At 69.0% G+C, this 23,161-nt stretch carries 19 protein-coding genes; 9 read left to right on the top strand and 10 right to left on the bottom strand.

Features of this window, described 5'->3' with window-relative positions; all coding sequences use genetic code 11:
- Nucleotides 1-93 precede the first annotated feature (93 nt).
- Nucleotides 94-1,404 (top strand): MFS transporter, encoded by a 1,311-nt coding sequence (locus ABZ646_RS09420; RefSeq protein WP_360515042.1) that lies wholly within the window; start codon nt 94-96, stop codon nt 1,402-1,404.
- 57 nt (nt 1,405-1,461) lie between these two features.
- On the opposite strand, the gene ABZ646_RS09415 is transcribed toward ABZ646_RS09420, so the two are convergent.
- On the bottom strand, nt 1,462-2,928 hold the full coding sequence (locus ABZ646_RS09415) for a CCA tRNA nucleotidyltransferase (RefSeq protein ID WP_360515039.1): 1,467 nt from the start codon (nt 2,926-2,928) through the stop codon (nt 1,462-1,464).
- 287 nt (nt 2,929-3,215) lie between these two features.
- Here ABZ646_RS09415 and ABZ646_RS09410 point away from each other — a divergent pair, with 287 nt between their 5' ends.
- The 7 genes from ABZ646_RS09410 to trxA all read left to right on the top strand — a co-directional run bounded on the left by ABZ646_RS09410 (nt 3,216) and on the right by trxA (nt 13,059).
- Nucleotides 3,216-5,648: a DUF6049 family protein gene (locus ABZ646_RS09410; RefSeq protein ID WP_360515036.1), complete on the top strand. Its 2,433-nt coding sequence runs from the start codon at nt 3,216-3,218 to the stop codon at nt 5,646-5,648.
- A gap of 46 nt (nt 5,649-5,694) precedes the next feature.
- Entirely contained in the window at nt 5,695-8,016 is a 2,322-nt protein-coding gene (murJ, locus tag ABZ646_RS09405) for a murein biosynthesis integral membrane protein MurJ (RefSeq protein ID WP_360515033.1), read from the top strand.
- Between the two features lie 119 nt (nt 8,017-8,135).
- Complete coding sequence (locus ABZ646_RS09400; protein ID WP_360515030.1) at nt 8,136-9,854, top strand: protein kinase family protein; 1,719 nt, start codon at nt 8,136-8,138, stop codon at nt 9,852-9,854.
- Between the two features lie 36 nt (nt 9,855-9,890).
- Nucleotides 9,891-10,619: an RNA polymerase sigma factor SigM gene (gene sigM / locus ABZ646_RS09395; protein WP_360515027.1), complete on the top strand. Its 729-nt coding sequence runs from the start codon at nt 9,891-9,893 to the stop codon at nt 10,617-10,619.
- On the top strand, nt 10,616-11,518 hold the full coding sequence (locus ABZ646_RS09390) for a zf-HC2 domain-containing protein (protein ID WP_360515024.1): 903 nt from the start codon (nt 10,616-10,618) through the stop codon (nt 11,516-11,518). The genes sigM and ABZ646_RS09390 overlap by 4 nt, the downstream gene beginning before the upstream one ends.
- A 193-nt stretch (nt 11,519-11,711) precedes the next feature.
- Complete coding sequence (gene trxB, locus ABZ646_RS09385; protein ID WP_360515021.1) at nt 11,712-12,680, top strand: thioredoxin-disulfide reductase; 969 nt, start codon at nt 11,712-11,714, stop codon at nt 12,678-12,680.
- A 46-nt stretch (nt 12,681-12,726) separates the two neighbouring features.
- Complete coding sequence (gene trxA / locus ABZ646_RS09380) at nt 12,727-13,059, top strand: thioredoxin (protein WP_089100462.1); 333 nt, start codon at nt 12,727-12,729, stop codon at nt 13,057-13,059.
- Nucleotides 13,060-13,111: 52 nt separating this feature from the next.
- Here the strand turns inward: trxA and ABZ646_RS09375 are convergent, their stop codons facing one another.
- From ABZ646_RS09375 to rpmH, 9 genes are all read right to left on the bottom strand, one after another.
- Nucleotides 13,112-13,729: a GNAT family N-acetyltransferase gene (locus ABZ646_RS09375; RefSeq protein ID WP_360515017.1), complete on the bottom strand. Its 618-nt coding sequence runs from the start codon at nt 13,727-13,729 to the stop codon at nt 13,112-13,114.
- 311 nt (nt 13,730-14,040) lie between these two features.
- Nucleotides 14,041-15,153 (bottom strand): ParB/RepB/Spo0J family partition protein, encoded by a 1,113-nt coding sequence (locus ABZ646_RS09370; RefSeq protein ID WP_360515014.1) that lies wholly within the window; start codon nt 15,151-15,153, stop codon nt 14,041-14,043.
- Complete coding sequence (locus ABZ646_RS09365) at nt 15,150-16,223, bottom strand: ParA family protein (RefSeq protein ID WP_358972150.1); 1,074 nt, start codon at nt 16,221-16,223, stop codon at nt 15,150-15,152. The genes ABZ646_RS09370 and ABZ646_RS09365 overlap by 4 nt, the downstream gene beginning before the upstream one ends.
- Nucleotides 16,224-16,511: 288 nt before the next feature.
- A complete protein-coding gene (gene rsmG / locus ABZ646_RS09360; RefSeq protein WP_360515011.1) occupies nt 16,512-17,231 on the bottom strand; it encodes a 16S rRNA (guanine(527)-N(7))-methyltransferase RsmG in 720 nt (239 codons plus the stop codon).
- A gap of 114 nt (nt 17,232-17,345) precedes the next feature.
- A complete protein-coding gene (locus ABZ646_RS09355; protein WP_360515008.1) occupies nt 17,346-17,858 on the bottom strand; it encodes a R3H domain-containing nucleic acid-binding protein in 513 nt (170 codons plus the stop codon).
- Nucleotides 17,859-17,873: 15 nt separating this feature from the next.
- Nucleotides 17,874-19,175, bottom strand: coding sequence for a membrane protein insertase YidC (gene yidC, locus ABZ646_RS09350; protein ID WP_360515005.1), 1,302 nt, complete (start codon nt 19,173-19,175; stop codon nt 17,874-17,876).
- 3 nt (nt 19,176-19,178) lie between these two features.
- Nucleotides 19,179-19,541 (bottom strand): membrane protein insertion efficiency factor YidD, encoded by a 363-nt coding sequence (gene yidD / locus ABZ646_RS09345; RefSeq protein ID WP_360515002.1) that lies wholly within the window; start codon nt 19,539-19,541, stop codon nt 19,179-19,181.
- Complete coding sequence (rnpA, locus tag ABZ646_RS09340) at nt 19,538-19,909, bottom strand: ribonuclease P protein component (protein WP_360514999.1); 372 nt, start codon at nt 19,907-19,909, stop codon at nt 19,538-19,540. Before rnpA ends, yidD begins: the two co-directional genes overlap by 4 nt.
- A gap of 21 nt (nt 19,910-19,930) precedes the next feature.
- Nucleotides 19,931-20,068: a 50S ribosomal protein L34 gene (gene rpmH, locus ABZ646_RS09335; protein WP_015659252.1), complete on the bottom strand. Its 138-nt coding sequence runs from the start codon at nt 20,066-20,068 to the stop codon at nt 19,931-19,933.
- A 374-nt stretch (nt 20,069-20,442) separates the two neighbouring features.
- On the opposite strand from rpmH, the gene dnaA reads away from it, so the two are divergent.
- The gene (gene dnaA, locus ABZ646_RS09330; RefSeq protein WP_360514996.1) at nt 20,443-22,437 is read left to right on the top strand and encodes a chromosomal replication initiator protein DnaA; all 1,995 of its coding nucleotides are present in this window, start codon (nt 20,443-20,445) and stop codon (nt 22,435-22,437) included.
- Nucleotides 22,438-23,161: the final 724 nt, after the last annotated feature.

Below are 23,161 nucleotides of genomic sequence, written 5' to 3'. Positions count from 1 at the left end.
AAAATCGCTCCTGCCAGGGCTGTGAGGGTCCCCGGGTCATCAGACCCGGGGACCCTTCCCATGGATGCGGCCCCATATGTGAGGCTGTGCCCCATGCCCGTCGTCCGTGACCTGCGTGTCCTGCTGTGCCTGAGGGACTTCCGCCGTCTGCTCGCCGTGCGGCTGCTCTCCCAGGGCGCCGACGGCGTGTACCAGGTCGCGCTCGCCGCCTACGTCGTCTTCTCACCGGAGAAACAGACCTCACCGGCCGCGATCGCCTCGGCCATGGCGGTCCTGCTGCTCCCGTACTCGCTGGTGGGCCCCTTCGCCGGTGTCCTGCTGGACCGCTGGCGTCGCCGCCAGGTCTTCCTCCACGGCAATCTGCTGCGCGCGCTGCTGGCCGCGGTCACCGCCGCCCTGATGGTCGGTGACGTGCCCGACTGGCTGTTCTACGCCTCCGCCCTGTGTGTCACGGCCGTCAATCGCTTCGTCCTTTCGGGTCTGTCGGCCGCGCTCCCGCGGGTGGTGGACACCGACCGACTGGTGCTGGCCAACTCTCTGTCACCGACGGCGGGAACCCTCGCCGCGACCGTCGGCGGCGGCCTGGCCTTCGCCGTACGACTGGTCGCCTCGGGCTCCGACGCTGCCGTCGTTCTGCTGGGTGCCGTCCTCTATCTGTGCGCGGCCCTCGCCTCCCTGACCATGGCCCCCGGACTCCTCGGTCCCGACCGGCATCCGACCCGGCCGAGCCTGCGAGCGGCTGTCCTCACCACCACGCGCGACCTGCGGGAGGCGATACGGCATCTCGCGGCGCCCCGGCGCCGGGAGGCGGCCTGGGCCCTGTTCACCATGACGGCGATGCGCTTCTGCTACGGCGCACTGCTGGTCATGGTGCTGATGCTGTGCCGCTACGCCCTCTCCTCCGGCCCGGACAGGGGTCTCGCGCTGCTGGGACTCGCCCTGGGTCTCTCCGGTGCGGGGTTCTTCGCTGCGGCCATGGTGACGCCATGGGCCGCCGGGCGGCTGGGACCAGCCCGCTGGATCGTCGTGTGCGCCGCCTCCGCCGCCGTTCTGGAGCCCGCTCTGGGTCTCCCGTTCACGACCGTCCCCATGCTCGTCGCCGCCTTCGTGCTGGGGCTGATCACCCAGGGCGCGAAGATCGCAACCGACACCGTCGTGCAGTCCGCGGTCGATGACTCCTTCCGCGGCCGGATCTTCTCCGTGTACGACGTCCTCTTCAATGTCGCCTTCGTCGGAGCCGCGGGCGTCGCCGCCGTGATGCTCCCGCCGGACGGCCGCTCCGCGGCCCTCGTGATCACGGTCGCACTCCTGTACGCAGCAGTTGCAGCAGCCATGGCCCGGTACGAGGCACAGCAGGGGAGGAAGCAGCAAGGAGAAAGCGGAGAGGGGCGATGTTTCACGTGAAACATCGCCCCCGCATCCGAGGGTGTTTCACGTGAAACATCCCTCCTGCCGGCACGCTCAGTCCTGCTCGGCCCACCACTCCTTGAGCGCGGACACCGCGGCGTCATGCTCCATCGGGCCGTTCTCCAGCCGGATCTCCAGCATGTGCTTGTAGGCCTGGCCCACTTCCGGGCCGGGGCGGATCCCCAGGATCTCCATGATCTGGTTGCCGTCGAGGTCCGGGCGGATCGCGTCGAGCTCCTCCTTCTCCTGAAGCTCGGCGATCCGGTTTTCCAGGCCGTCATAGGCGCGGGAGAGCGCCGCGGCCCGCCGCTTGTTACGGGTGGTGCAGTCGGACCGGGTCAGCTTGTGCAGACGGTCGAGCAACGGGCCTGCGTCGCGTACGTAGCGGCGGACCGCCGAGTCCGTCCACTCCCCGGTGCCGTAGCCGTGGAAGCGCAGATGGAGTTCGACCAGCCGCGAGACGTCCTTCACCAGTTCGTTGGAGTACTTCAACGCCGTCATGCGCTTCCTGGTCATCTTCGCCCCGACCACTTCATGGTGGTGGAACGAGACCCGGCCGTCCTGCTCGAAGCGACGCGTGCGCGGCTTGCCGATGTCATGCAGCAGTGCGGCAAGACGGAGGGCGAGGTCGGGACCGCTCTCCTCCAACGCCATCGCCTGCTCCAGAACGATCAGCGTGTGGTCGTAGACGTCCTTGTGCCGGTGGTGCTCGTCACTCTCCAGACGCAGGGCAGGAAGCTCGGGCAGTACCTGGTCGGCGAGGCCGGTCTCGACGAGCAGCGTGAGCCCCTTGCGAGGGTGGGCGGAGAGGATCAGCTTGTTCAGCTCGTCCCGGATCCGCTCGGCCGAGACGATCTCCAGCCGACCGGCCATGTCCGTCATCGCCGCGACGACCTCGGGAGCCACCTCGAAGTCGAGCTGGGCCGCGAAGCGGGCGGCACGCATCATCCGCAGCGGGTCGTCCGAGAAGGACTCCTCAGGCGTCCCCGGCGTGCGCAGCACGCGTGCGGCCAGGTCCTCCCGGCCACCGTGCGGATCGATGAACTCCTTCTCCGGCAGGGCCACCGCCATCGCGTTGACCGTGAAGTCACGACGGACGAGGTCTTCCTCGATGGAGTCCCCGTACGACACCTCGGGCTTGCGCGAGGTTCGGTCGTAGGCCTCGGAACGGTAGGTGGTCACCTCGATCTGGAAGGACCGAACGGTCCCCCCTACCCGAGCGTCCTTCTGCGCCCCGACCGTACCGAAGGCGATCCCGACGTCCCAGACGGCGTCCGCCCAGGGCCTGACGATCTTCAGCACGTCCTCGGGGCGGGCGTCCGTGGTGAAGTCCAGGTCGTTGCCGAGCCGGCCCAGCAGCGCGTCCCGGACCGAGCCACCGACCAGGGCGAGGGAGAACCCGGCCTCCTGGAACCGGCGGGCCAGGTCGTCGGCGACGGGCGCCACCCGCAGCAGTTCGCTCACCGCGCGCTGCTGCGCCTGGCTCAGGGCAGAGGGATTGTCTTCATTGGCGTTCGGCACAACAGCACAGGGTACGTGCCCCGGGCCACCCCCAGCGCCTCCGTATTCCCCCCGTACTCCCCACAGGCCGCCCATACGCGGCGCCGGGGCAGTCTGCTCCATACCCGCGCAAAAGCAGTATTCGACTCTTACCGGAGTCTTCTGTTGATACTGGATATAGGGGAAACGCCGATACGCTTCTCCGATCTTGTGAAGCGGACCGCGGCACTTCAGCTCAGCGCGCCTCGTTACCATGCGTGGACGCACATTCCGACGACCACTGACGACGACAAGGGACGGACGAGCGCGTGGCCGAGGCGGCAGACTTCCAGGGGACGCCCTCACCTGCCCGCCGCTGGCTGCGGCGCACCGGGGCACTGCTCGCGGGTGCGCCTCTGCTGGCCGGACTGATGCAGTTGCCGGCCGCGGCGCCGGCCCAGGCGGCCGGGTCGAACGCCGTGTCGGTGGCCCTTGACTCACTGAGCCCCAGCGCCCCCAGCGACGGGGACACGCTGACGGTCTCCGGCACGGTGACCAACAACGGCAAGCATGCCGTCACGGACGCCCATGTGGATCTGCGGGTGGGTTCCCCGCTCAGTACCCGGTCGGCGATCGACACGGCCGCCCAGCAGTCCGAGGAGCTCCAGTCGGGCCTCGGCACCGAGATCGGCGGCAAGTACACCGAGGACTTCGACTCGCTCCCCCCGGGGGTCGCCGAGCACTTCAGCATCTCCGTCCCCGTCGACAAGCTCGACCTGGGACAGGACGGGGTGTACCCGTTCGGTGTCTCGTTGTCCGGCAAGACAACCGCGCAGCAGTGGGACCAGGTGCTGGGCGTCCAGCAGACGTTCCTGCCCTGGCAGTCCTCCGAGGCGGACACGAAGACCAGGACGACGTACCTGTGGCCGCTGATCTCCACCGTCCACATGACGGCGAAAACAGGGGCGGGCGAGCTGCAGACGCCGGTCTTCCTCAACGAGGACCTCGCCAAGGAGATCTCGCCCGGCGGCCGGCTGGCCCAGATGCTGGCACTCGGCAAGGACCTGGACGTCACTTGGGTGATCGACCCGGACCTGCTGGCCTCCGTGGACGCGATGACCGGCAATTACCAGATCCAAGGCCCCGGTGACAGCACCACGGCAGGCACCCACCAGGCCGTGGCCAAGCAGTTCCTGGCAGACCTCCAGGACGCGGTGGCCGACAAGGAGGTCGTCGCGCTCCCCTTCGCCGACCCGGACCTGGCCTCCCTCGCCCACAACGGCACCGCGGTGACCGGTTCACTGAGCCACCTGAAGGACGCCACCGACGTCGCCGCCACCACGGTGGAGACCGTGCTCCATGTCACACCGAACACCGACTTCGCATGGCCCGTGAACGGCGCGGTCGACCCGTCGATCATCAAGGTGGCCACCTCGGCGGGCGCCGACAAGGTGATCGCCCGCAGTGACAGCCTCCAGGAGACCGGCGGCCTGTCCTACACGCCCTCCGCGGCGCGTCCGATCGGCGGCGGCACGACGGCCGTGGTCGCGGACGCCCGGCTGTCCACGGCGTTCGAGGGCGATCTGACGACAGCGGACTCGGCGACGCTCGCGGTGCAGCGGTTCCTGGCCCAGAGCCTGGCCCTGAACACCCAGACCGACAAACAGCGCAGCATCGTCGTCGCCCCGCAGCGGATGCCCTCTTCCAGCCAGGCCCAGGCCATGGCCACGGCCATCGCCGCGCTGCAGGACAGCAACTGGTCGCAGTCCCAGAACCTGACGGCCGCCGCCAAGGACAAGCCGGATCCCGGTGCCAGCACGAAGATCCCCTCGTCGTCCGCCTACCCGTCCTCGCTGCGAAAGCAGGAGCTGCCCCGGACGGCCTTCGAGCAGATCGCGCGTACCCAGGACAAGCTCGACAACTTCCAGGTGATCCTCAGCAACCAGGCCCGGGTGGTGACCCCGTTCGGCCGGGCCATAAACCGGGAGATGTCCACGTCGTGGCGGGGTCGCGGCACCGACGCGGACAGCTTCCGCACGGGCGTGGAGTCCTGGCTCGACGACCTCGTCGGCGAGGTCAAACTGATCGACAAGTCCGAGACCAAGCTCTCCGGGCGCAGCGCCACCATCCCGGTCACCGTCCAGAACAACCTGGTCCAAGGCGTCGACCACCTCGTCCTGCGGCTGACGTCGACCATGCCGACCCGGCTGGAGATCGGGGGCAAGCCCTATGACGAGCAGCGCGTCGAGGTCTCCGGCGGCCACAGCCAGTCCGTGAAGTTCTCCACCTCGGCCAACGCCAACGGCCGGGTGGAGGTCACCGCGCAGCTCTACACCCAGGACGGCCAGGAGTACGGCCAAGCCGTCCACTTCGACGTGAAGGTCACCGAGGTCACGCCCACCGTGATGCTGGTCATCGGCGGCGGTGTGCTGCTGCTGGTGCTCGCGGGATTCCGGATGTACACCCAGCGCAAGCGGGCGGCCGCCCGCCAGGCCGCGGAGGGCGACGGCCCGGACCCGGCCGGCGAGGACACCCCGGACACCCCTGAGGGCGAGGGCCGGAACACCGCGGACACCCGGGCGGACAAGGGGCCCGATAACACCGCGGGGCCCGGGAACCCCGGCACTCATGACGGCCGTCGCCCGGGAGAGTCCGACGCCCGGTCCGGGGCAGACGACCCCGAGCAGCCGAGTGACCCGACACCGGACACCGCACCGGAAAGCGCCGACCCGTCCGGGACGGGTGAGAGAGTGGACCGTTGAGCGATGTCGTGGCCGGTGTGGCCCGGGACGATGAGGTGGGGTAACCATGAACGCGCCGTACGACGGTGAACGCGGCCAGGGCGCGGCCGGTTCGGGCTACCCCGAGCCGCCGCCGGAGCCCGGCCAGGTCCCGCCGCAGCACGCGGCTGACATGTACCTCCAGGACGCCTACGACCAGGACCCCTACCGGGCACAGGACCTCTCGGCCCAGGACCCGGTCGCCGAGGCGCTCTACGACCGTGCCGCCCACCCGCCGCCGCCCCCGGGAACGTACCCCCAGCAGCCTCTCTATGGCCGGCCCGCCCAGTCTCCGTACGCCCCCGACCCGCAGGTGTGGGCCCAGACACCGGCACCCGAACCGGAGGGCCCGACCCAGTACCTGCCGTACGGCGACAACCCCCGTACGACCCAGTTCGTGGGCGTGGACGACCTGGTCTCGCACTCCGGTGAGGAACGCCACGAGCCGGACGCGTTCGCCCACCTCTTCCGGGACCAGCAGCAGAGCGGCTACCGGGACCCGCAGCAGGGCGGCACCCAGCTGCCGCCCGAGCCCGCGGCGGTACCGGGTCCGGCCGCCGCCCCGGGCGGGGTCTCTGCTGGACCGCGGTACCCGGCGCCGGCGACTCCGGCCGCCGCGTCCCCCGCGAGCGACCAGACGCTGAACCTCGGTGCCGCGCCCGTCGCGGCAGCGGCGCCGGCCACCGCCGCCGCCCCCGCTCCGGCCCCTGTCAAGAAGGGCGGGAAGGCCGGGGGGCTGCTCAAGTCCAGCGCCGTGATGGCGGCGGGCACGATGGTCTCCCGCCTCACCGGCTTCGTCCGCTCCGCCCTGATCGTCTCCGCGCTGGGCGTCGGTCTGCTCGGCGACACCTTCCAGGTCGCCTACCAGCTGCCGACGATGATCTACATCCTGACCGTCGGCGGCGGCCTCAACTCGGTCTTCGTGCCGCAGCTGGTGCGCGCCATGAAAGAGGACGACGACGGCGGCGAGGCGTTCGCCAACCGGCTGCTGACCCTCGTCATGGTGGCGCTGGGCCTGCTCACCGCGGCCACCATCGCGGCCGGGCCCCTTCTGATCCGCCTGCTGTCCGACCCGGTGGCCAGCGACCCGGCGGCCAACGAGGTCGGCATCACCTTCGTGCGCTACTTCCTGCCCTCGATCTTCTTCATGGGCATCCACGTGGTGATGGGCCAGATCCTCAACGCGCGGGGCAAGTTCGGCGCGATGATGTGGACCCCGGTCCTCAACAACATCGTCATCATCGTCACCCTCGGCCTGTTCATCTGGGTCTACGGCACCGCCGCGCACTCCGGCATGAAGGTCACCAACATCCCGCCGGAGGGCCAGCGGCTGCTCGGCCTCGGCGTGCTGCTCGGTCTGGTGGTCCAGGCCCTGGCCATGATCCCCTACCTGCGCGAGACCGGGTTCCGGCTGCGGCTGCGCTTCGACTGGCGGGGCCACGGTCTCGGCAAGGCCGCCACGCTCGCCAAGTGGACCGTGCTCTTCGTCCTCGCCAACCAGGCGGGCGCGATCGTCGTCTCCCAGCTGTCGACCGCGGCCGGCAAACGGTCCCCGGTCGACGGCACCGGCTTCGCCGCCTATGCCAACGCCCAGCTGATCTGGGGCCTGCCGCAGGCCATCATCACGGTCTCGCTGATGGCGGCCCTGCTGCCGCGGATCTCCCGCTCGGCCGCCGAGAACGACACGGGCGCCGTCCGCGACGACATCTCCCAGGGCCTTCGGACGACCGCCGTCGCGATCGTCCCCATCTCCTTCGGCTTCCTGGCCCTCGGCATCCCGATGTGCACCCTGATCTTCGGTTCCTCGGGCACCAGCGAAGCCACCAACATGGGCTTCATGCTGATGGCCTTCGCCCTCGGCCTGATCCCCTACTCGGTGCAGTACGTCGTCCTTCGCGCCTTCTACGCCTACGAAGACACCCGCACCCCGTTCTACAACACGGTCATCGTCGCCGCGGTCAACGCGGGCGCGTCGGTCGCCTGTTACTACCTGCTCCCGGCACGCTGGGCGGTGGCGGGCATGGCCGCCTCGTACGGCCTGGCCTACGCGACCGGCGTCGGGGTGGCCTGGCGGCGGCTGCGCAAGCGGCTCGGCGGTGACCTCGACGGCTCCCGGGTCACCCGCACCTACGCCCGGCTGTGCATCGCCTCCGTACCGGCGGCGCTGCTCAGTGGTGCGGCCTGCTACGGCATCGGCCACACTCTGGGGCAGGGTGTGATCGGTTCCTTCGCCGCGCTGCTGGCCGGCGGAGTCCTCCTGCTCGGCGTCTTCTACGTCGCCGCGCGCCGCATGCGCATCGAGGAGCTCAACTCCCTCGTGGGTATGGTGCGCGGGCGTCTGGGTCGGTGAGACAGGGGTAAGCGCACAACCATCGTTCGCCGCCGCGTGTCGTGCATAGCGGGGGACTGTGGGCACAATTGGTTTCGGCGTCGGACAGCGTGCAACGGATGGGGAGGCAGGGAACGACGGTGGCGGAACGGAGCACGGCTGCCGTCGACGTGGCAGACAACAGCGGTGACAAGCCGCTGACCGCCAAGGCGGACCAGTCCACGGCCGACGGGGTGGCCCAGAACCCGGAGCAGGACACGGACAGCGACGAGGCCCAGGGGAGCGGTACGGCCGCGGACCCCGGGAAGAAGACCTCACCTCCCGAACTGCACAGCGGTCACAAACTCGCCAGACGCTACCGTCTCGAGGAGTGCGTCACCCGTCTGGACGGATTCAGCAGCTGGCGTGCGGTCGACGAGAAACTCCGGCGTGCCGTCGGCGTTCACATCCTGCCCGCCGACCATGCGCGCAGCCGTGCGGTGCTGGCCGCCGCCCGGTCCGCCGCGCTGCTCGGCGATCCCCGGTTCGTCCAGGTGCTGGACGCCGTCGAGGAGAACGACCTCGTCTACGTCGTGCACGAATGGCTCCCCGACGCCACCGAGCTGACCGCGCTGCTCGCGGCCGGCCCGCTGGAGCCGCACGACGCCTACCAGATGGTCAGTCAGATCGCCTCCGCGATGGCGGCCGCGCACCGCGAGGGCCTGGCGCACCTCCGTCTCAACCCGAACGCGGTACTGCGCACCTCCACCGGCCAGTGGCGCATCCGCGGCCTCGCGGTGAACGCGGCACTGCGCGGAATCAGTTCCGACACCCCGCAGCGCACCGACACCGAGGCGATCGGCGCCCTGCTGTACGCGGCGCTGACCCAGCGCTGGCCGTACGAGAACGACGCCTACGGTCTGGCCGGCCTGCCCAAGGACGTCGGCCTCATCGCACCCGACCAGGTACGCGCCGGGGTCCATCGTGGCCTGTCCGAGCTCGCCATGCGCGCTCTGGTCAACGACGGTGCCACCGCGTCCCGCCACGAGTCGGCCTGCACCACGCCCGAGGAGCTGGTGAAGGCGATCGGCGAGATGCCTCGCATCCGCCCGCCGGAGCCGGCGTTCACGGCACCGCCCGAGTACCAGCGCACCACGTACCAGCAGGGCACCTACGGCCGCCCCGCGGCCCCCGGCGTGACGCAGCCCATCCAGCCCCCGCCGCCCCCGCTCCAGAGCCGCACCGGCAAGGCACTGAAATGGGCTGTCTCGGCCCTTCTCATCGCGGCCCTGGGCCTGGGCAGTTGGCAGCTCGCGGAGGCCCTGATGGACCAGGGCGACAAGTCCGACGGCACCACCACGCAGACGACGGACGACGGCGACAAGAACAACGCCAGCCCCGCGCCGGTCACCCCGATAAAGATCCAGGACGCCCAGGAGTACGTCGTCGACGGCGGGGCTCAGCACCCGGGCGACGTCAAGTTCACCTACGACGGGAACAGCTCGACCTACTGGCGGACGAAAACCTTCAACGAGGGTCCCGAGCTGGCGCCGTACAAGGCCGGTGTCGGCATCGTCTACGACCTGGGCTCGGCGAAGGAACTCACCACGGGAACCATCTCCCTTCGCTACTCTGGCGATCACACAACGGTCGCGCTCTACGCCGCCGACTCGCTGGCCCCCGGGCCGGTGAGTTCGCTGACGAAGATCGGCAGCGTCACCACCACGGGAAACACCGCCACGGTGAAGGTCGGCAAGAAGGTCAAGAGCCAGTACGTGCTTCTGTGGATGACCGCCGTACCCAACTCGGGTGCGGACCCTGCCACGTACTCGGACGCCGGTTACAAGCAGGCCATCAACGAAGTGAAGTTCACAGGCTGACGTTCCAACCGGGGGCACCGAAGGCGGAGGGGGCAGATGGCGGAGGGTGCCGGATACGGCGGAGTGAGCGATCAGGAGCTGCTCGCCCGCCATGTGGAAGGTGACCCCGATGCCTTCGGTGAGATCGTGCGGCGCCACCGGGACCGGCTCTGGGCGGTCGCCCTGCGGACCCTGGGGGACCGCGAGGAGGCCGCTGACGCCGTCCAGGACGCTCTCGTCTCCGCCTACCGGGCCGCCCACACCTTCCGGGGCCAGTCGGCCGTCACGACCTGGCTGCACCGGATCACGGTGAACGCCTGCCTCGACCGGGCCCGCAAAGCGGCCTCCCGGAAGACGTCCCCGGTCGACGACGCCGAGCGGCTGGAGCACCTGCTGGAGCCGCATGAATCGGCCTCCGCTCCGGCCGAGCGGCACGATCTGCACCGCCAGCTGCTGGAAGCCCTCGGCACGCTCCCGCACGACCAGCGCGCCGCCCTGGTACTGGTCGACATGCAGGGATATCCGGTCGCGGAGGCGGCCCGGATCCTCGAGGTGCCCACGGGGACGGTGAAGAGCCGCTGCGCTCGCGGCAGAGCCAGACTCCTGCCGCTGCTCAGTCATCTGCGGCCGGAAAACACCGGTGACGAGAACGACCCTGACCCGGCACGGAACCGGGCGGAGGGGACATCCGTCCCACCGGCAGCGGGGCCTCGAAGCGGAGGCTCGCAGCAGCACACCGGGCCGAGCGATCCGGCCGCGATGAAGGGCGGAGGTGGACGAGCGTGACGTCGACGACAGACACGACCGGGCACCCGGACGTCTCGGAGATCTCCGACCTGACCGAAGGTCTGCTCCCGCCCGCCCGGACCGCGGAAGTGCGACAGCACCTGGACGGGTGCGAGCTCTGTGCCGATGTCCATGCCTCACTGGACGAGATCCGGGGCCTGCTCGGCGCGGTGCCCGGTCCCGTGGCCATGCCGGCCGATGTCGCGAGCCGGATCGATGCGGCTCTCGCCGCCGAAGCTCTGTTGAACGCCGCCCCACCCGAGGCTCATGTTTCACGTGAAACATCGGCGCTCCCACCCTCGACACTCCCACCCTCGGCAAGCCGCCCGGCAGGACGGCCGAGCCCCTCGACCGGTCCTGGTCGCAGGAACCGCGGACCCGACCGTGGTCGTCGCCGCCGGACGGTCGTCCTGGGCGCTGTCCTCACCGCCGCCGTCCTGGGAGCCGGATCTTTCTTCCTCCTGTCGCTCGGCGGCAACGACAAGGGGTCGGTGACGGCTCAGGGCAAGCCGACGAACTCCGCTGTGGGCTTCACCAAGAGCACCCTGCAGGCGGAGGTTGACGGCCTCCTCGGCAAGAAGGCCACGTTGCGCGGCTCCAAGAAGCCGGAGAGGGGTATCCAGGGCGACTCCACCCCGTCCGGGTCGTCAGCAACCCCGTACTCCCCCTTCATCCAGCCGCTGCCATCGGTACCACCGTGCGTCCGCGGTGGCATCAGCCAGTCCGGTGACCCGCTCGCCGCGAAGGAGGGAACGTACGAGGGAAAGCGCGTCTATCTCGTCGTCCTCCCTGACGCCGCGGACTCCTCGCGGGTGACGGCCTTCGTCGTGGACGCCGACTGCGGCAGCTCGGCCTCCCCCGGCAAGGTCCTTCTGACGGAATCCCTGGCTCGCCCCTGACCCGCCTCCGGCACGACTCCGAGCCGAGGACGCATCGTCTCCGCCCGACGCGGAAATCCGTAGGTGTGGGATGGCCGTGTGCCCGGACACACCGGGAATGCGCGCCCCGTAGGATCCGTTGGGTGGGGTGAGAGCTTCCGAGAGAAGCTCCCACCGGTCGAACTGACGTAGACCAGAGACGAGGAATCAAGCCGTGAGCGACGTCCGTAACGTGATCATCATCGGCTCCGGGCCCGCCGGCTACACGGCGGCGCTCTACACCGCGCGCGCGTCGCTGAAGCCTCTCGTATTCGAGGGTGCCGTCACCGCGGGCGGTGCGCTGATGAACACCACCGAGGTGGAGAACTTCCCGGGCTTCCGCGACGGCATCATGGGCCCCGACCTCATGGACAACATGCGGGCGCAGGCGGAGCGCTTCGGCGCCGAACTGGTTCCGGACGACGTCGTCTCCGTCGACCTGACCGGTGAGATCAAGACCGTCACGGACACCGCGGGCACGGTCCACAAGGCCAAGGCCGTCATCGTCACCACCGGCTCCCAGCACCGCAAGCTCGGCCTGCCGAACGAGGACGCCCTCTCCGGCCGCGGCGTCTCCTGGTGCGCCACCTGTGACGGCTTCTTCTTCAAGGACCAGGACATCGCGGTGATCGGTGGCGGCGACACCGCGATGGAGGAGGCCACCTTCCTCTCCCGGTTCGCCAGGTCCGTGACGATCGTCCACCGCCGGGACACCCTGCGCGCCTCCAAGGCGATGCAGGAGCGCGCCTTCGCCGACCCGAAGATCAAGTTCGCCTGGGACAGCGAGATCGCCGAGGTCCAGGGCGACCAGAAGCTGGCCGGCCTCAAGCTGCGCAACGTCAAGACCGGTGAGCTCTCCGACCTGCCGGTGACCGGACTGTTCATCGCGATCGGTCACGACCCGCGCACCGAGCTGTTCAAGGGCCAGCTCGACCTCGACGAGGAGGGCTACCTCAAGGTCGCCTCGCCCTCGACGCACACCAACGTGACCGGTGTGTTCGCCGCCGGTGACGTGGTCGACCACACCTACCGCCAGGCGATCACCGCGGCCGGCACCGGCTGCTCCGCTGCTCTCGACGCCGAGCGTTTCCTCGCCGCCCTCGCGGACGAGGAGAAGGCAGAGCCCGAGAAGAGCACCGTCTGATCATCTCCCATCCGCCCCACCGCACCATCAAGTAAAGGAGCCCGCCGTGGCCGGCACCCTGAAGCATGTGACCGACGCCGACTTCGAAGAGGTCGTCCTCAAGAGCGACAAGCCTGTCCTGGTGGACTTCTGGGCCGAGTGGTGCGGTCCGTGCCGCCAGATCGCCCCGTCTCTCGAGGCGATCGCCGCCGAGCACGGCGAGAAGATCGAGATCGTCAAGCTGAACATCGACGAGAACCCGAACACGGCGGCCAAGTACGGCGTCATGTCGATCCCGACCCTGAACGTCTACCAGGGTGGCGAGGTCGCCAAGACCATCGTCGGCGCCAAGCCGAAGGCAGCGCTCGTGCGCGACCTTGAGGACTTCATCGCCGAGTGATGTTTCACGTGAAACACGAATGGGCCAACCCCTGCGGGTTGGCCCATTCGCCTTAGAGCGGTCGTAGCGCCGGTTCCTTCTGTACGGCCCCCAGCAGCCTGTCGAGCGCCAGCTCCACGTCTTCCTTCCAGGAGAGCGTCGTCCGCAGTTCCAGCCGCAGCCGGGGATGCACAGGGTGCTGCCGCACCGTCTTGAAGCCCACGGAGAGCAGGTGCTCGGCGGGCAGCAGACAAGCCGGCTCCTTGTAGCGGGCGTCCCCGAACGCCTCGATCGCCTTGAAGCCGCGTCGCAGCAGATCCTTGGCGACCGTCTGGACCATCACACGCCCGAGTCCCTGTCCCTGATAGCCGGGCGTGATGAAGCCCGTGATGAGCTGGACGGCATCCGGTGCGACCGGGCTGGTGGGGAACGCCGTGGAGCGCGGAACGTAGGCGGGCGGCGCGTAGAGCACGAAGCCCACCGGCACGTCGTCGACATAGACCACCCGACCGCAGGAACCCCAGTCGAGCAGGACGGCGGAGATCCAGGACTCCTTCTCCATCGCGGGTGTCCCCGCTCTCACCGCTGCTTCGCCGCTGACGGGATCCAGTTCCCAGAAGACACACGAGCGGCAGCGCTTGGGAAGGTCCTGAAGGTTGTCCAGCGTGAGCGGTACGAGCCGACGCCCCATGAAGGCTGTTCCTCGCTTCCTTCGCCCGCGGCGTCGCGAGCGGCTGCCAGAGCGCCGCGTTCCCTGAGCAGACTGCCGACGAATCCTACGGTCGCACCCAGTCCCAGGCCCGCGCTCACCAGTCCGGTGCGGCTCATCGATCGCACGGCCCCCGCCTCCCATCCAGAGGTGCTGCCAGCTGCCGGATGAATGCGCCATACCGAACGCATCGTATCCACCCCGCGATCACATCGGCACCGGATGAAAGCAAAGAGCGGATCGTGTCCGGTTCACACCGGGCACGATCCGCTCTCGGACACCAGCCGGGACGGTCAGTCCTCGGACTCCTCGGAGCCCGGGGCGTCACCGTCCTGGAGTCCCTGGTGGAGGACCGGCCCCTCGCCCGGCGCGAGCGTCCCGAGGATCCGCTCCAGGTCCTCCATCGAGGCGAACTCGACGGTGATCTTGCCCTTCTTCTGGCCGAGGTCGACCTTCACCCGTGTCTCGAAGCGGTCCGAGAGCCGGGTCGCGAGGTCGGTCAGCGCCGGGGAGACGCGGCCTCCGGCCCGTGGCCCCTTGGCACGGGTCGCCGTCTGAGGGCGGGAGCCCATCAGGGTCACGATCTCCTCGACGGCCCGCACCGACAGCCCCTCGGCCACGATCCGGTGGGCCAGTCGGTCCTGCTCCTCCGAGTCGTCGACGGAGAGCAGCGCCCGGGCGTGGCCGGCCGACAGGACACCGGCGGCGACCCTGCGCTGAACCGCCGGCGACAGCTTCAGCAACCGCAGCGTGTTGGAGACCTGCGGACGCGAGCGCCCGATCCGGTCGGCCAGCTGGTCGTGCGTGCAGTTGAAGTCCTTCAGCAACTGGTCGTAGGCGGCAGCCTCTTCCAGCGGGTTCAGCTGGGCACGGTGCAGGTTCTCCAGCAGCGCGTCCAGGAGGAGCTTCTCGTCGTCCGTCGCCCTGACGATCGCCGGGATCGCCTCCAGACCGGCCTCTCGGCAGGCCCGCCAGCGCCGCTCGCCCATGATCAGCTCATAGCGTGCGGGGCCCAACTGCCGGACCACGACAGGCTGGAGCAGACCGACCTCCTGGATGGAGGTGACAAGCTCGTGCAGAGCGTCCTCGTCGAAGACCTCACGCGGCTGGCGCGGGTTCGGTGTGATGTCGTCGAGGGGGATCTCCGCGAAGTGGGCACCGATCGGAGGCGCGGGGATCTCCGGGGCCGCGCCGAACACCGAGGGTTCCTCGGGCTCCTGGACAGCCGGCGGCAGGGTGGTCACCTTGGCCGCGGCGACCCCGCGGTCCGTCAGCGGCGGTACCGCGGCGGGGGCCCCGGTCGCCCCGCCCTCCACCGCGGTCTGAGCCGGGGTCCGCTCGGTCGGGGCAGCAGGGATCAGCGCGCCCAGACCACGGCCCAGCCCAATCCTCCGTCGGTCGCTCACTGGATCCCCTCCACCATGTTCGGGTTGGTCTGTGCGCCGATATGGGCCTGTGTCGGGTCGTAGCTGACACCGACACCCCTCAGCGCGATTTCTCGGGCCGCCTCAAGATAGGAGAGGGCACCGCTCGATCCAGGATCGTAGGTCAGTACCGTCTGCCCGTAGCTCGGTGCCTCCGAGATACGGACCGAGCGGGGAATGCTCGTCCGCAGCACCTCGTCGCCGAAGTGGCTGCGCACCTCGTCCGCGACCTGGGAGGCGAGGCGCGTCCGGCCGTCGTACATGGTGAGCAGGATGGTCGACACATGCAGGTCGGGGTTGAGGTGCCCCCGCACCAGGTCGACGTTGCGGAGCAACTGACCCAGCCCCTCCAGTGCGTAGTACTCGCACTGGATCGGGATGAGTACCTCGGCGCCCGCGACGAGCGCGTTGACCGTCAGCAGGCCGAGCGAGGGCGGGCAGTCGATGAGGATGTAGTCCAGCGGCTGCTCGTACGCCAGGATCGCCCGCTGAAGCCGGCTCTCCCGGGCCACCAGGGACACCAGCTCGATCTCCGCACCGGCGAGATCGATCGTGGCGGGAGCACAGAAGAGACCTTCGACGTCCACCACCGGCTGGACGACCTCGGCGAGCGGCTTGCTCTCGACCAACACGTCATAGATGGACGGAACTTCGGCGTGGTGGTCAATGCCCAGCGCAGTGGAGGCATTGCCCTGAGGGTCGAGGTCGATCACCAGAACGCGACCGCCGTGCAGGGCGAGTGACGCGGCAAGATTGACGGTGGTCGTCGTCTTGCCCACGCCGCCCTTCTGGTTGGCGACCACGATGACTCTGGTCTGCTCCGGACGTGGCAGGCCTTCGCCGGCGCGGCCCAGAGCCTCCACCGCGAGTTGGGCAGCACGACCGATGGGAGTGTCGTCCATCGGAGGCGGTGTTTCACGTGAAACATCCGCCCCCATCGACTCGGTACGGGGACCGGGGACCGGATCGGTCATCGGTCCCGCGATGTTGGCGTCGGACCGCAAGGATTCACTCTCCTCGACTTCAGGCTCGCAATGAACAGAGCCTCCCATGTCTTCGGGGTGGTGAACCAGTGAGGCCTGTTGTTCTGTGGAGAAATCCACCTCTGTGGACAACTCCGTGCCCCGCAGGGAGGACGGAGTGTCACCAGCCGGGTCCCCTCCAAGGGAACCGAGGGGCTTTCGATCACGCGGTTCGGCCGCAGCGCGGCCCCGGCCGATGATGCCGTGCAGCAAGGAACGACGTTTCACGTGAAACACGATGCACAGCACGCAGGGCCGAAAAGCCGCGACACTCCGTCATGCGCGGTTTCGGCAGCTTGTGTGGAGTACGTCTCACTGTCATCCGCGTCGGCGGCGAGCCCGTCCTGTGCGGGCCGCCTTCGCTCGTTTGGCCGCGAAGCGCACGCCACCCGGACTCTCCCCGACCTCCACTCGGACGACCGTGGACAGCGGGTCCACCACTCCCTCACCCACCTGGAGGACAGACGTGGAAACCGCACCGAGCTTGGCCAGGGCGGTCGCCGCGGCCTTCAGCTCCTCCTCCGCCGTGTCCCCCTTGAGAGCCAGCATCTCGCCGTAGGGCCGCAGCAGCGGAATTCCCCAGGTGGCCAGACGGTCCAGCGGGGCGACGGCACGGGCCGTCACCACATGTACCGGAGGCAGCTTGCCCATGACCTCCTCGGCACGGCCGCGCACCACGGTCACATGGTCCAGGCCGAGCAGCTCGACGACCTCGGTCAGGAAGTTGGTGCGCCGCAGCAACGGCTCCAACAGGGTGATGTTGAGATCGTTCCGCACCAGCGCCAGCGGGATGCCCGGCAGACCGGCGCCGGAGCCCACATCGCACACCGTCACCCCCTCGGGGACGGCCTCCGAAAGCACCGCGCAGTTCAGCAGGTGCCGTTCCCACAGGCGGGGCACTTCCCGTGGGCCGATCAGACCACGCTGCACGCCTGCCTCGGCGAGCAGCTCCGCGTAGCGGACCGCATCGGCGAAGCGCTCGCCGAACACTTCCCGCGCCTGTTCGGGCGCCGGGGGGAGCTCCGCAGCCTCCGTCACGGGGACCGTCCTTCCGTACAGCGCCGGCGCTTCGCGCACCGACCACCAGAACTACAGGCTGACAAAGATCGGCCCCGTCTGCGGACAGACGGGGCCGGTGAAGCAGGGGGCCTGTCAGGCGGGCAGTACGACGACGAACCGCTGCGGCTCCTCGCCTTCCGACTCGCTGCGCAGTCCGGCGGACTTGACCGCGTCGTGCACGACCTTGCGCTCGAACGGGGTCATCGGCTTGAGCTTCACGGGCTCACCGGTGTTCTTCACGTCGGCGGCGGCCTTGGCGCCCAGCTCGGAGAGCTCGGCGCGCTTCTTGGCCCGGTAGCCGGCGATGTCGAGCATCAGCCGACTGCGGTCACCGGTCTCCCGGTGCACGGCCAGGCGGGTCAGCTCCTGGAGCGCCTCCAGCACCTCGCCGTCACGGCCGACCAGCTTCTGCAGGTCACGGCCGCCCGCGTCGCTGATGATCGACACAGAGGCGCGGTCGGCCTCGACGTCCATGTCGATGTCGCCGTCGAGGTCGGCGATGTCCAGCAGACCTTCGAGGTAGTCCGCCGCGATCTCACCCTCCTGCTCCAGGCGGGTGAGGGTGTCTGCACCCTCGGCAGCGGCGGAGGTGGTGCCTTCCGTCACGGGATGGGCTCCTTCTTACTTCTTGGACGGGGACTTGGGGCGCTGCGGACCGCCCTTGCGCTGACCGGACTGGGCCCTGCTCCGGCCGTTGGATCCGGCCTTCGGAGTCTGCGCGGTGGCAGGCTTTGCCCCTTGCGGCTCGTCGGACTTCTCCAGCGAGGTCGTCTTCTCCGCGGCGTCCGACTTCTCCGGCACCTCCGATGTGGAGTCGCCTGCCGCCTTCGGGGCGCCCGACTGACGCTGGGCCTTGGTCTGGCGCTTGGGCTGCTGGCGCTTGGCGGCGCCGGTGGTCGTGACGCCGTCCTCGGTCACCACGTCGGCCTGAGCCTCGCCCTTCACCACGTTGCCGTCGGCCTGGGCCACGAGGCCCGCCTTGGTCAGCGCGTTGATGAACTTGCGCTCGAACTCGTTACGGTCACGGCCCTTGGCGACGATCGCCTTGATGATCGTCTTCTCGCTGCGCCGACGGGCCTTGCCGTGGTTCGTGACGTGGTGGGTGAGGCGCTCCAGGTAGGCGGCCTGGGCCTTGGAACCCGGGGTGGGGTTGTTGCGGATGACGTACATCTGCTGGCCCATGGTCCACACGTTGGTGGTCAGCCAGTAGACGAGGACACCGACCGGGAAGTTGATGCCGAAGACGGCGAACATGACCGGGAAGACGTACATCAGCATCTTCTGCTGCTGCATGAACGGCGTCTTGACCGTGGTGTCGACGTTCTTCGTCATCAGCTGGCGCTGCGTGTAGAACTGCGACGCCGACATCAGGACGATCATGACGGCGGTGACGACCCGGACGTCGGTGAGGGAGGCGCCGAGCGCCTCCACCTTCGCGGAACCGTCCGTGAACTTCGCGGCGAGCGGGGCACCGAAGATGTGGGCCTTACGAGCGCTGGCGAGCAGCGACTCGTTGATGACGCCGATCGTGGTGCCCGTCGCGATGCCGTTGAGCACGTGGTACAGGGCGAAGAAGAACGGGGACTGCGCCAGGATGGGAAGGCACGAGGAGAGCGGGTTGGTACCCGACTCCTTGTACAGCTTCATCATCTCTTCGGACTGGCGCTGCTTGTCGTTCTTGTAGCGCTCCTGGATCTTCTTCATCTCGGGCTGGAGCGTCTGCATGGCCCGGGTCGCCTTGATCTGCTTCACGAAGAGCGGGATCAGGCAGATGCGGATCAGGATCACCAGGGAGACGATGGACAAGCCCCAGGCCCAGCCCGTATCGGGACCGAAGATCTTCCCGTACACAGAGTGGAACTGGACGATGACCCATGAAACGGGTGTCGTGATGAAGCTGAAGAGGCTGGCAATCGTGTCCACTAATCATGCTCCTTGGGCATGGGACGAGGTCTCTGCGGCCGGGCTCGAAGGAAGCTCGGTGGGAGGCTTCCCCTCGGTGGCCGAGGCGGCGGAGGGCCCGCCCCTGCGTGCACGCCAGGCGTCACGCAGCATTTCGTGCCACCGCGGGCGCTTGCGCGGCGGGACATGGTCCACACCGCCGAGCGACCACGGGTTGCACCGCAGGATGCGCCAGGCGGTGAGTGCTGTTCCCTTGATCGCACCGTGCCGGTCGATGGCCGTGTAGCCGTAGTGGGAACACGACGGGTAGTACTTGCACACCGGCCCGAGCAGTGGACTGATCGTCCACTGATACAGCTTGATCAGAGCCAGCAGCGGGTACTTCATCGCGCGCCCCCTCCCAGCAGCCGTTCGATGGCGGCATCCAGGTCTTGGGCCAGCTGTGCATGGCCGGCGTCACCCGCTCCGGGCAGCGCTCGTACGACTACCAGGCTACCGGGGGGGAACAGGGCGACTCGGTCACGCATCAGATGGCGAAGTCTGCGCTTCACTGTGTTGCGCACGACCGCGCCACCCACGGCCTTGCTCACGACGAAACCCGCACGCGTCGGGGGAGCGCTCTCCCCAGGCGCGTGCGGGTCCGTTGCACCGCTACGAAAGTGGACGACGAGAGACGGGCGACCGGCCCGGCGCCCCCGTCGTACCGCGGTCGCGAAGTCCTCGCGCCGCCTCAGCCGATGCTCGGTAGGCAGCACGACGTCATGACCTGATCGGGATCAGGCGGACAGGCTGGCGCGACCCTTTGCACGACGGTTCGCAAGAATCGCGCGGCCGGCACGGGTGCGCATCCGCAGGCGGAAGCCGTGGGTCTTCGCGCGACGACGGTTGTTCGGCTGGAAGGTGCGCTTGCTCACTCGGGGGCTCCAGAAATCAAATCGGGGTTGGCGGGTGCCGACCTGGCTGTCACCGTGCGCCCACGAGTAGCTCGCATCACGCCCGAGTGCACCGCTTCCCGATCACCTTCAGCGATCTGTGCCCATCGGAGGCAGGCGGCAGCAGCCATCGACAACTCGACCTGGTTACGGTACGCGGGGCTACGCCATTCGGTCAAACCAGCAGTGACGGAGGGACACTATCCACAGGCTGGGGACAACAACTTGAACCGCAGCCGCCACGCTGACTACCGTGGCTGAACTCCGATTCGTTCCTTTATCCCCGCCCGACCTGATTTTCATCCCGACCCGTCCTCGAACCACACGTTCGTGGGACCTGTGAGAGAGCGTGCCCTGTGGCTGACGTACCTGCCGATCTTGCCGCAGTGTGGCCACGAGTACTGGAGCAGCTCCTCGGTGAGGGCCGCGGTCAGGGTGTGGAGACGAAGGACGAGCACTGGATCCGGCGCTGCCAGCCGCTCGCGCTGGTCGCGGACACCGCCCTGCTCGCCGTGCCGAACGAATTCGCGAAGAACGTACTGGAGGGCCGGCTCGCGCCGATCGTCAGCGAGAGCCTGAGCCGTGAGTGCGGGCGCCCGATCCGGATCGCGATCACCGTGGACGACTCCGCGGGAGACCCCCCGGCCCCGCCGGCGCCCCCCGTGCAGACGCAGCGCTACGAGGAGCCCGAACCCGGCCCGTCGCCGCAGTACGACGGGGCCTACGGCCGGCATCGCGCCGAGCGCCGACCGGACCGCCCCGAGCAGCTCCCCGACCAGGGCGGCCGCGAACAGCTCCCGCCCCCGCGCGCCGACCAGCTGCCCACCGCCCGCCCGGCCTACCCCTCCGAGTACCAGCGCCCCGAACCCGGCGCCTGGCCGCGCCCGGGCCAGGACGAGTACAGCTGGCAGCAGCCGCGGCTCGGCTTCCCCGAGCGCGACCCCTACGCCTCACCGGCCCAGGACGCCTACCGGTCCGACGGCTACGGGGACTCCTCCTACTCCCAGGAATACCGCCCGCAGCAGCCGATGGACCGCCCGTCGTACGAGCAGCAGCGCGCCGAGTACGAACCGCCGCGCCCCGAGTACGACCGCCCGGGCCACGACCGGTCCGACTACGAGCGCCCCGAGTACGACCGGTCCGACTACGAGCGCGGCGACTACGACCAGCGGGACCCCGGGCGCCGTGAGCCGGCCGGCCCCTCGGGCGGGCCGGGCCAGGGCCACCGGGGCGGTACGGGTCGCCCGGACCTGCCCGCCGGGGGCGCACCCGGCCCGCTCGGCGCCAAGCCCGCGCCGGCGACGGGTCCCGGCGAGCCGACCGCCCGCCTGAACCCCAAGTACCTCTTCGACACGTTCGTCATCGGCGCCTCCAACCGCTTCGCGCACGCGGCCGCGGTCGCCGTCGCCGAGGCACCCGCGAAGGCGTACAACCCGCTCTTCATCTACGGGGAGTCCGGGCTCGGCAAGACACACCTGCTGCACGCGATCGGGCACTACGCGCGGAGCCTCTACCCCGGCACCCGCGTGCGGTACGTGAGCTCGGAGGAGTTCACCAACGAGTTCATCAACTCCATCCGCGACGGCAAGGGCGACAGCTTCCGCAAGCGCTACCGCGAGATGGACATCCTGCTCGTCGACGACATCCAGTTCCTCGCGGACAAGGAGTCGACGCAGGAGGAGTTCTTCCACACCTTCAACACGCTCCACAACGCGAACAAGCAGATCGTGCTGTCCAGCGACCGGCCGCCGAAGCAGCTGGTCACGCTGGAGGACCGGCTGCGAAACCGTTTCGAGTGGGGCCTGATCACCGACGTCCAGCCGCCGGAACTGGAGACGCGTATCGCGATCCTCCGCAAGAAGGCGGTACAGGAGCAGCTGAACGCGCCGCCGGAGGTGCTGGAGTTCATCGCCTCCCGCATCTCGCGCAACATCCGTGAGCTGGAGGGTGCGCTGATCCGGGTGACGGCGTTCGCGTCGCTCAACCGGCAGCCGGTCGATCTCGGGCTGACGGAGATCGTCCTCAAGGACCTGATCCCGGGCGGCCAGGACACGACGCCCGAGATCACCGCGACGGCCATCATGGCGTCGACCGCCGACTACTTCGGCCTCACCGTCGAGGACCTGTGCGGCAGCTCACGCGGGCGGCAGCTGGTCACGGCGCGGCAGATCGCCATGTACCTGTGCCGGGAGCTGACCGACCTGTCGCTGCCGAAGATCGGGGCGCAGTTCGGGAACCGGGACCACACGACCGTGATGCACGCCGACCGGAAGATCCGGGCGCTGATGGCGGAGCGGCGGTCGATCTACAACCAGGTGACGGAGCTGACGAACCGCATCAAGAACGGGTAGCGGTGTAGCCGACGGCTCCACGGCGTTCAGGGCGCCCTTGGGAGAGATCCCAGGGGCGCCTTTTGGCGTCGTGGGGTGGTTCGGAGGGGGTCCGGTGCCGGTCGGTGGGGCTGGTCGCGCCCGCGCGGCGGAGCCGCATATCGACACGGCCTCGCGCCCCGAGGGGGCGCTCAACCGAGGTCCGCTGTTCGATTAACGGCCTGGTTACGGGCGTCCTCCACAGATTTGCCGACTTTCTTGCGTCCACACCCTGGGGACTGTGAAGTTGTCCCGAACGTCGTCCACAGGCTGGGGGTCGAAAGGACATCACGGCAGCTCAGGCGCCTGTGGAATCGTGGACGACGGATCTCCACAGACTGTGGACGACGAGATGATCCACAGGCTGTGCATGAAGTTGTCCACCGTCGCCCCACAGGCTGAGGGGCGGTTGTCCCCAGCATTGCCTACCTTCTCCACATGGCTGTCCACTGTTCGGCAACGCGACGCGCCCGCTCACCGAGTCGAGTGAAAGGCGTCACATGAAGGTGCCGGGTTGGCCTGTGGGAAAGGTGGGTAAAGCTGGGGACGGCGTTGGGGAGAAGTCACCTCAGGCTGTGCACGGTGTGTGCAGAACTTTCTGTTCTCCACAGAGACACCGAGTTGTCCACCGGCTCCACCCACAGGGGCAGTGGACAAAATCTCGGCCCTGAGCTGGGCAAACGAGGTTATCCACGGTATCCACAGC

The sequence above is a fragment of the Streptomyces sp. NPDC007162 genome (assembly GCF_040634175.1).
Taxonomy (GTDB): domain Bacteria; phylum Actinomycetota; class Actinomycetes; order Streptomycetales; family Streptomycetaceae; genus Streptomyces.
Note: the sequence above shows the minus strand (reverse complement) of the source record. Positions and strands in the feature narration are given on the sequence as shown.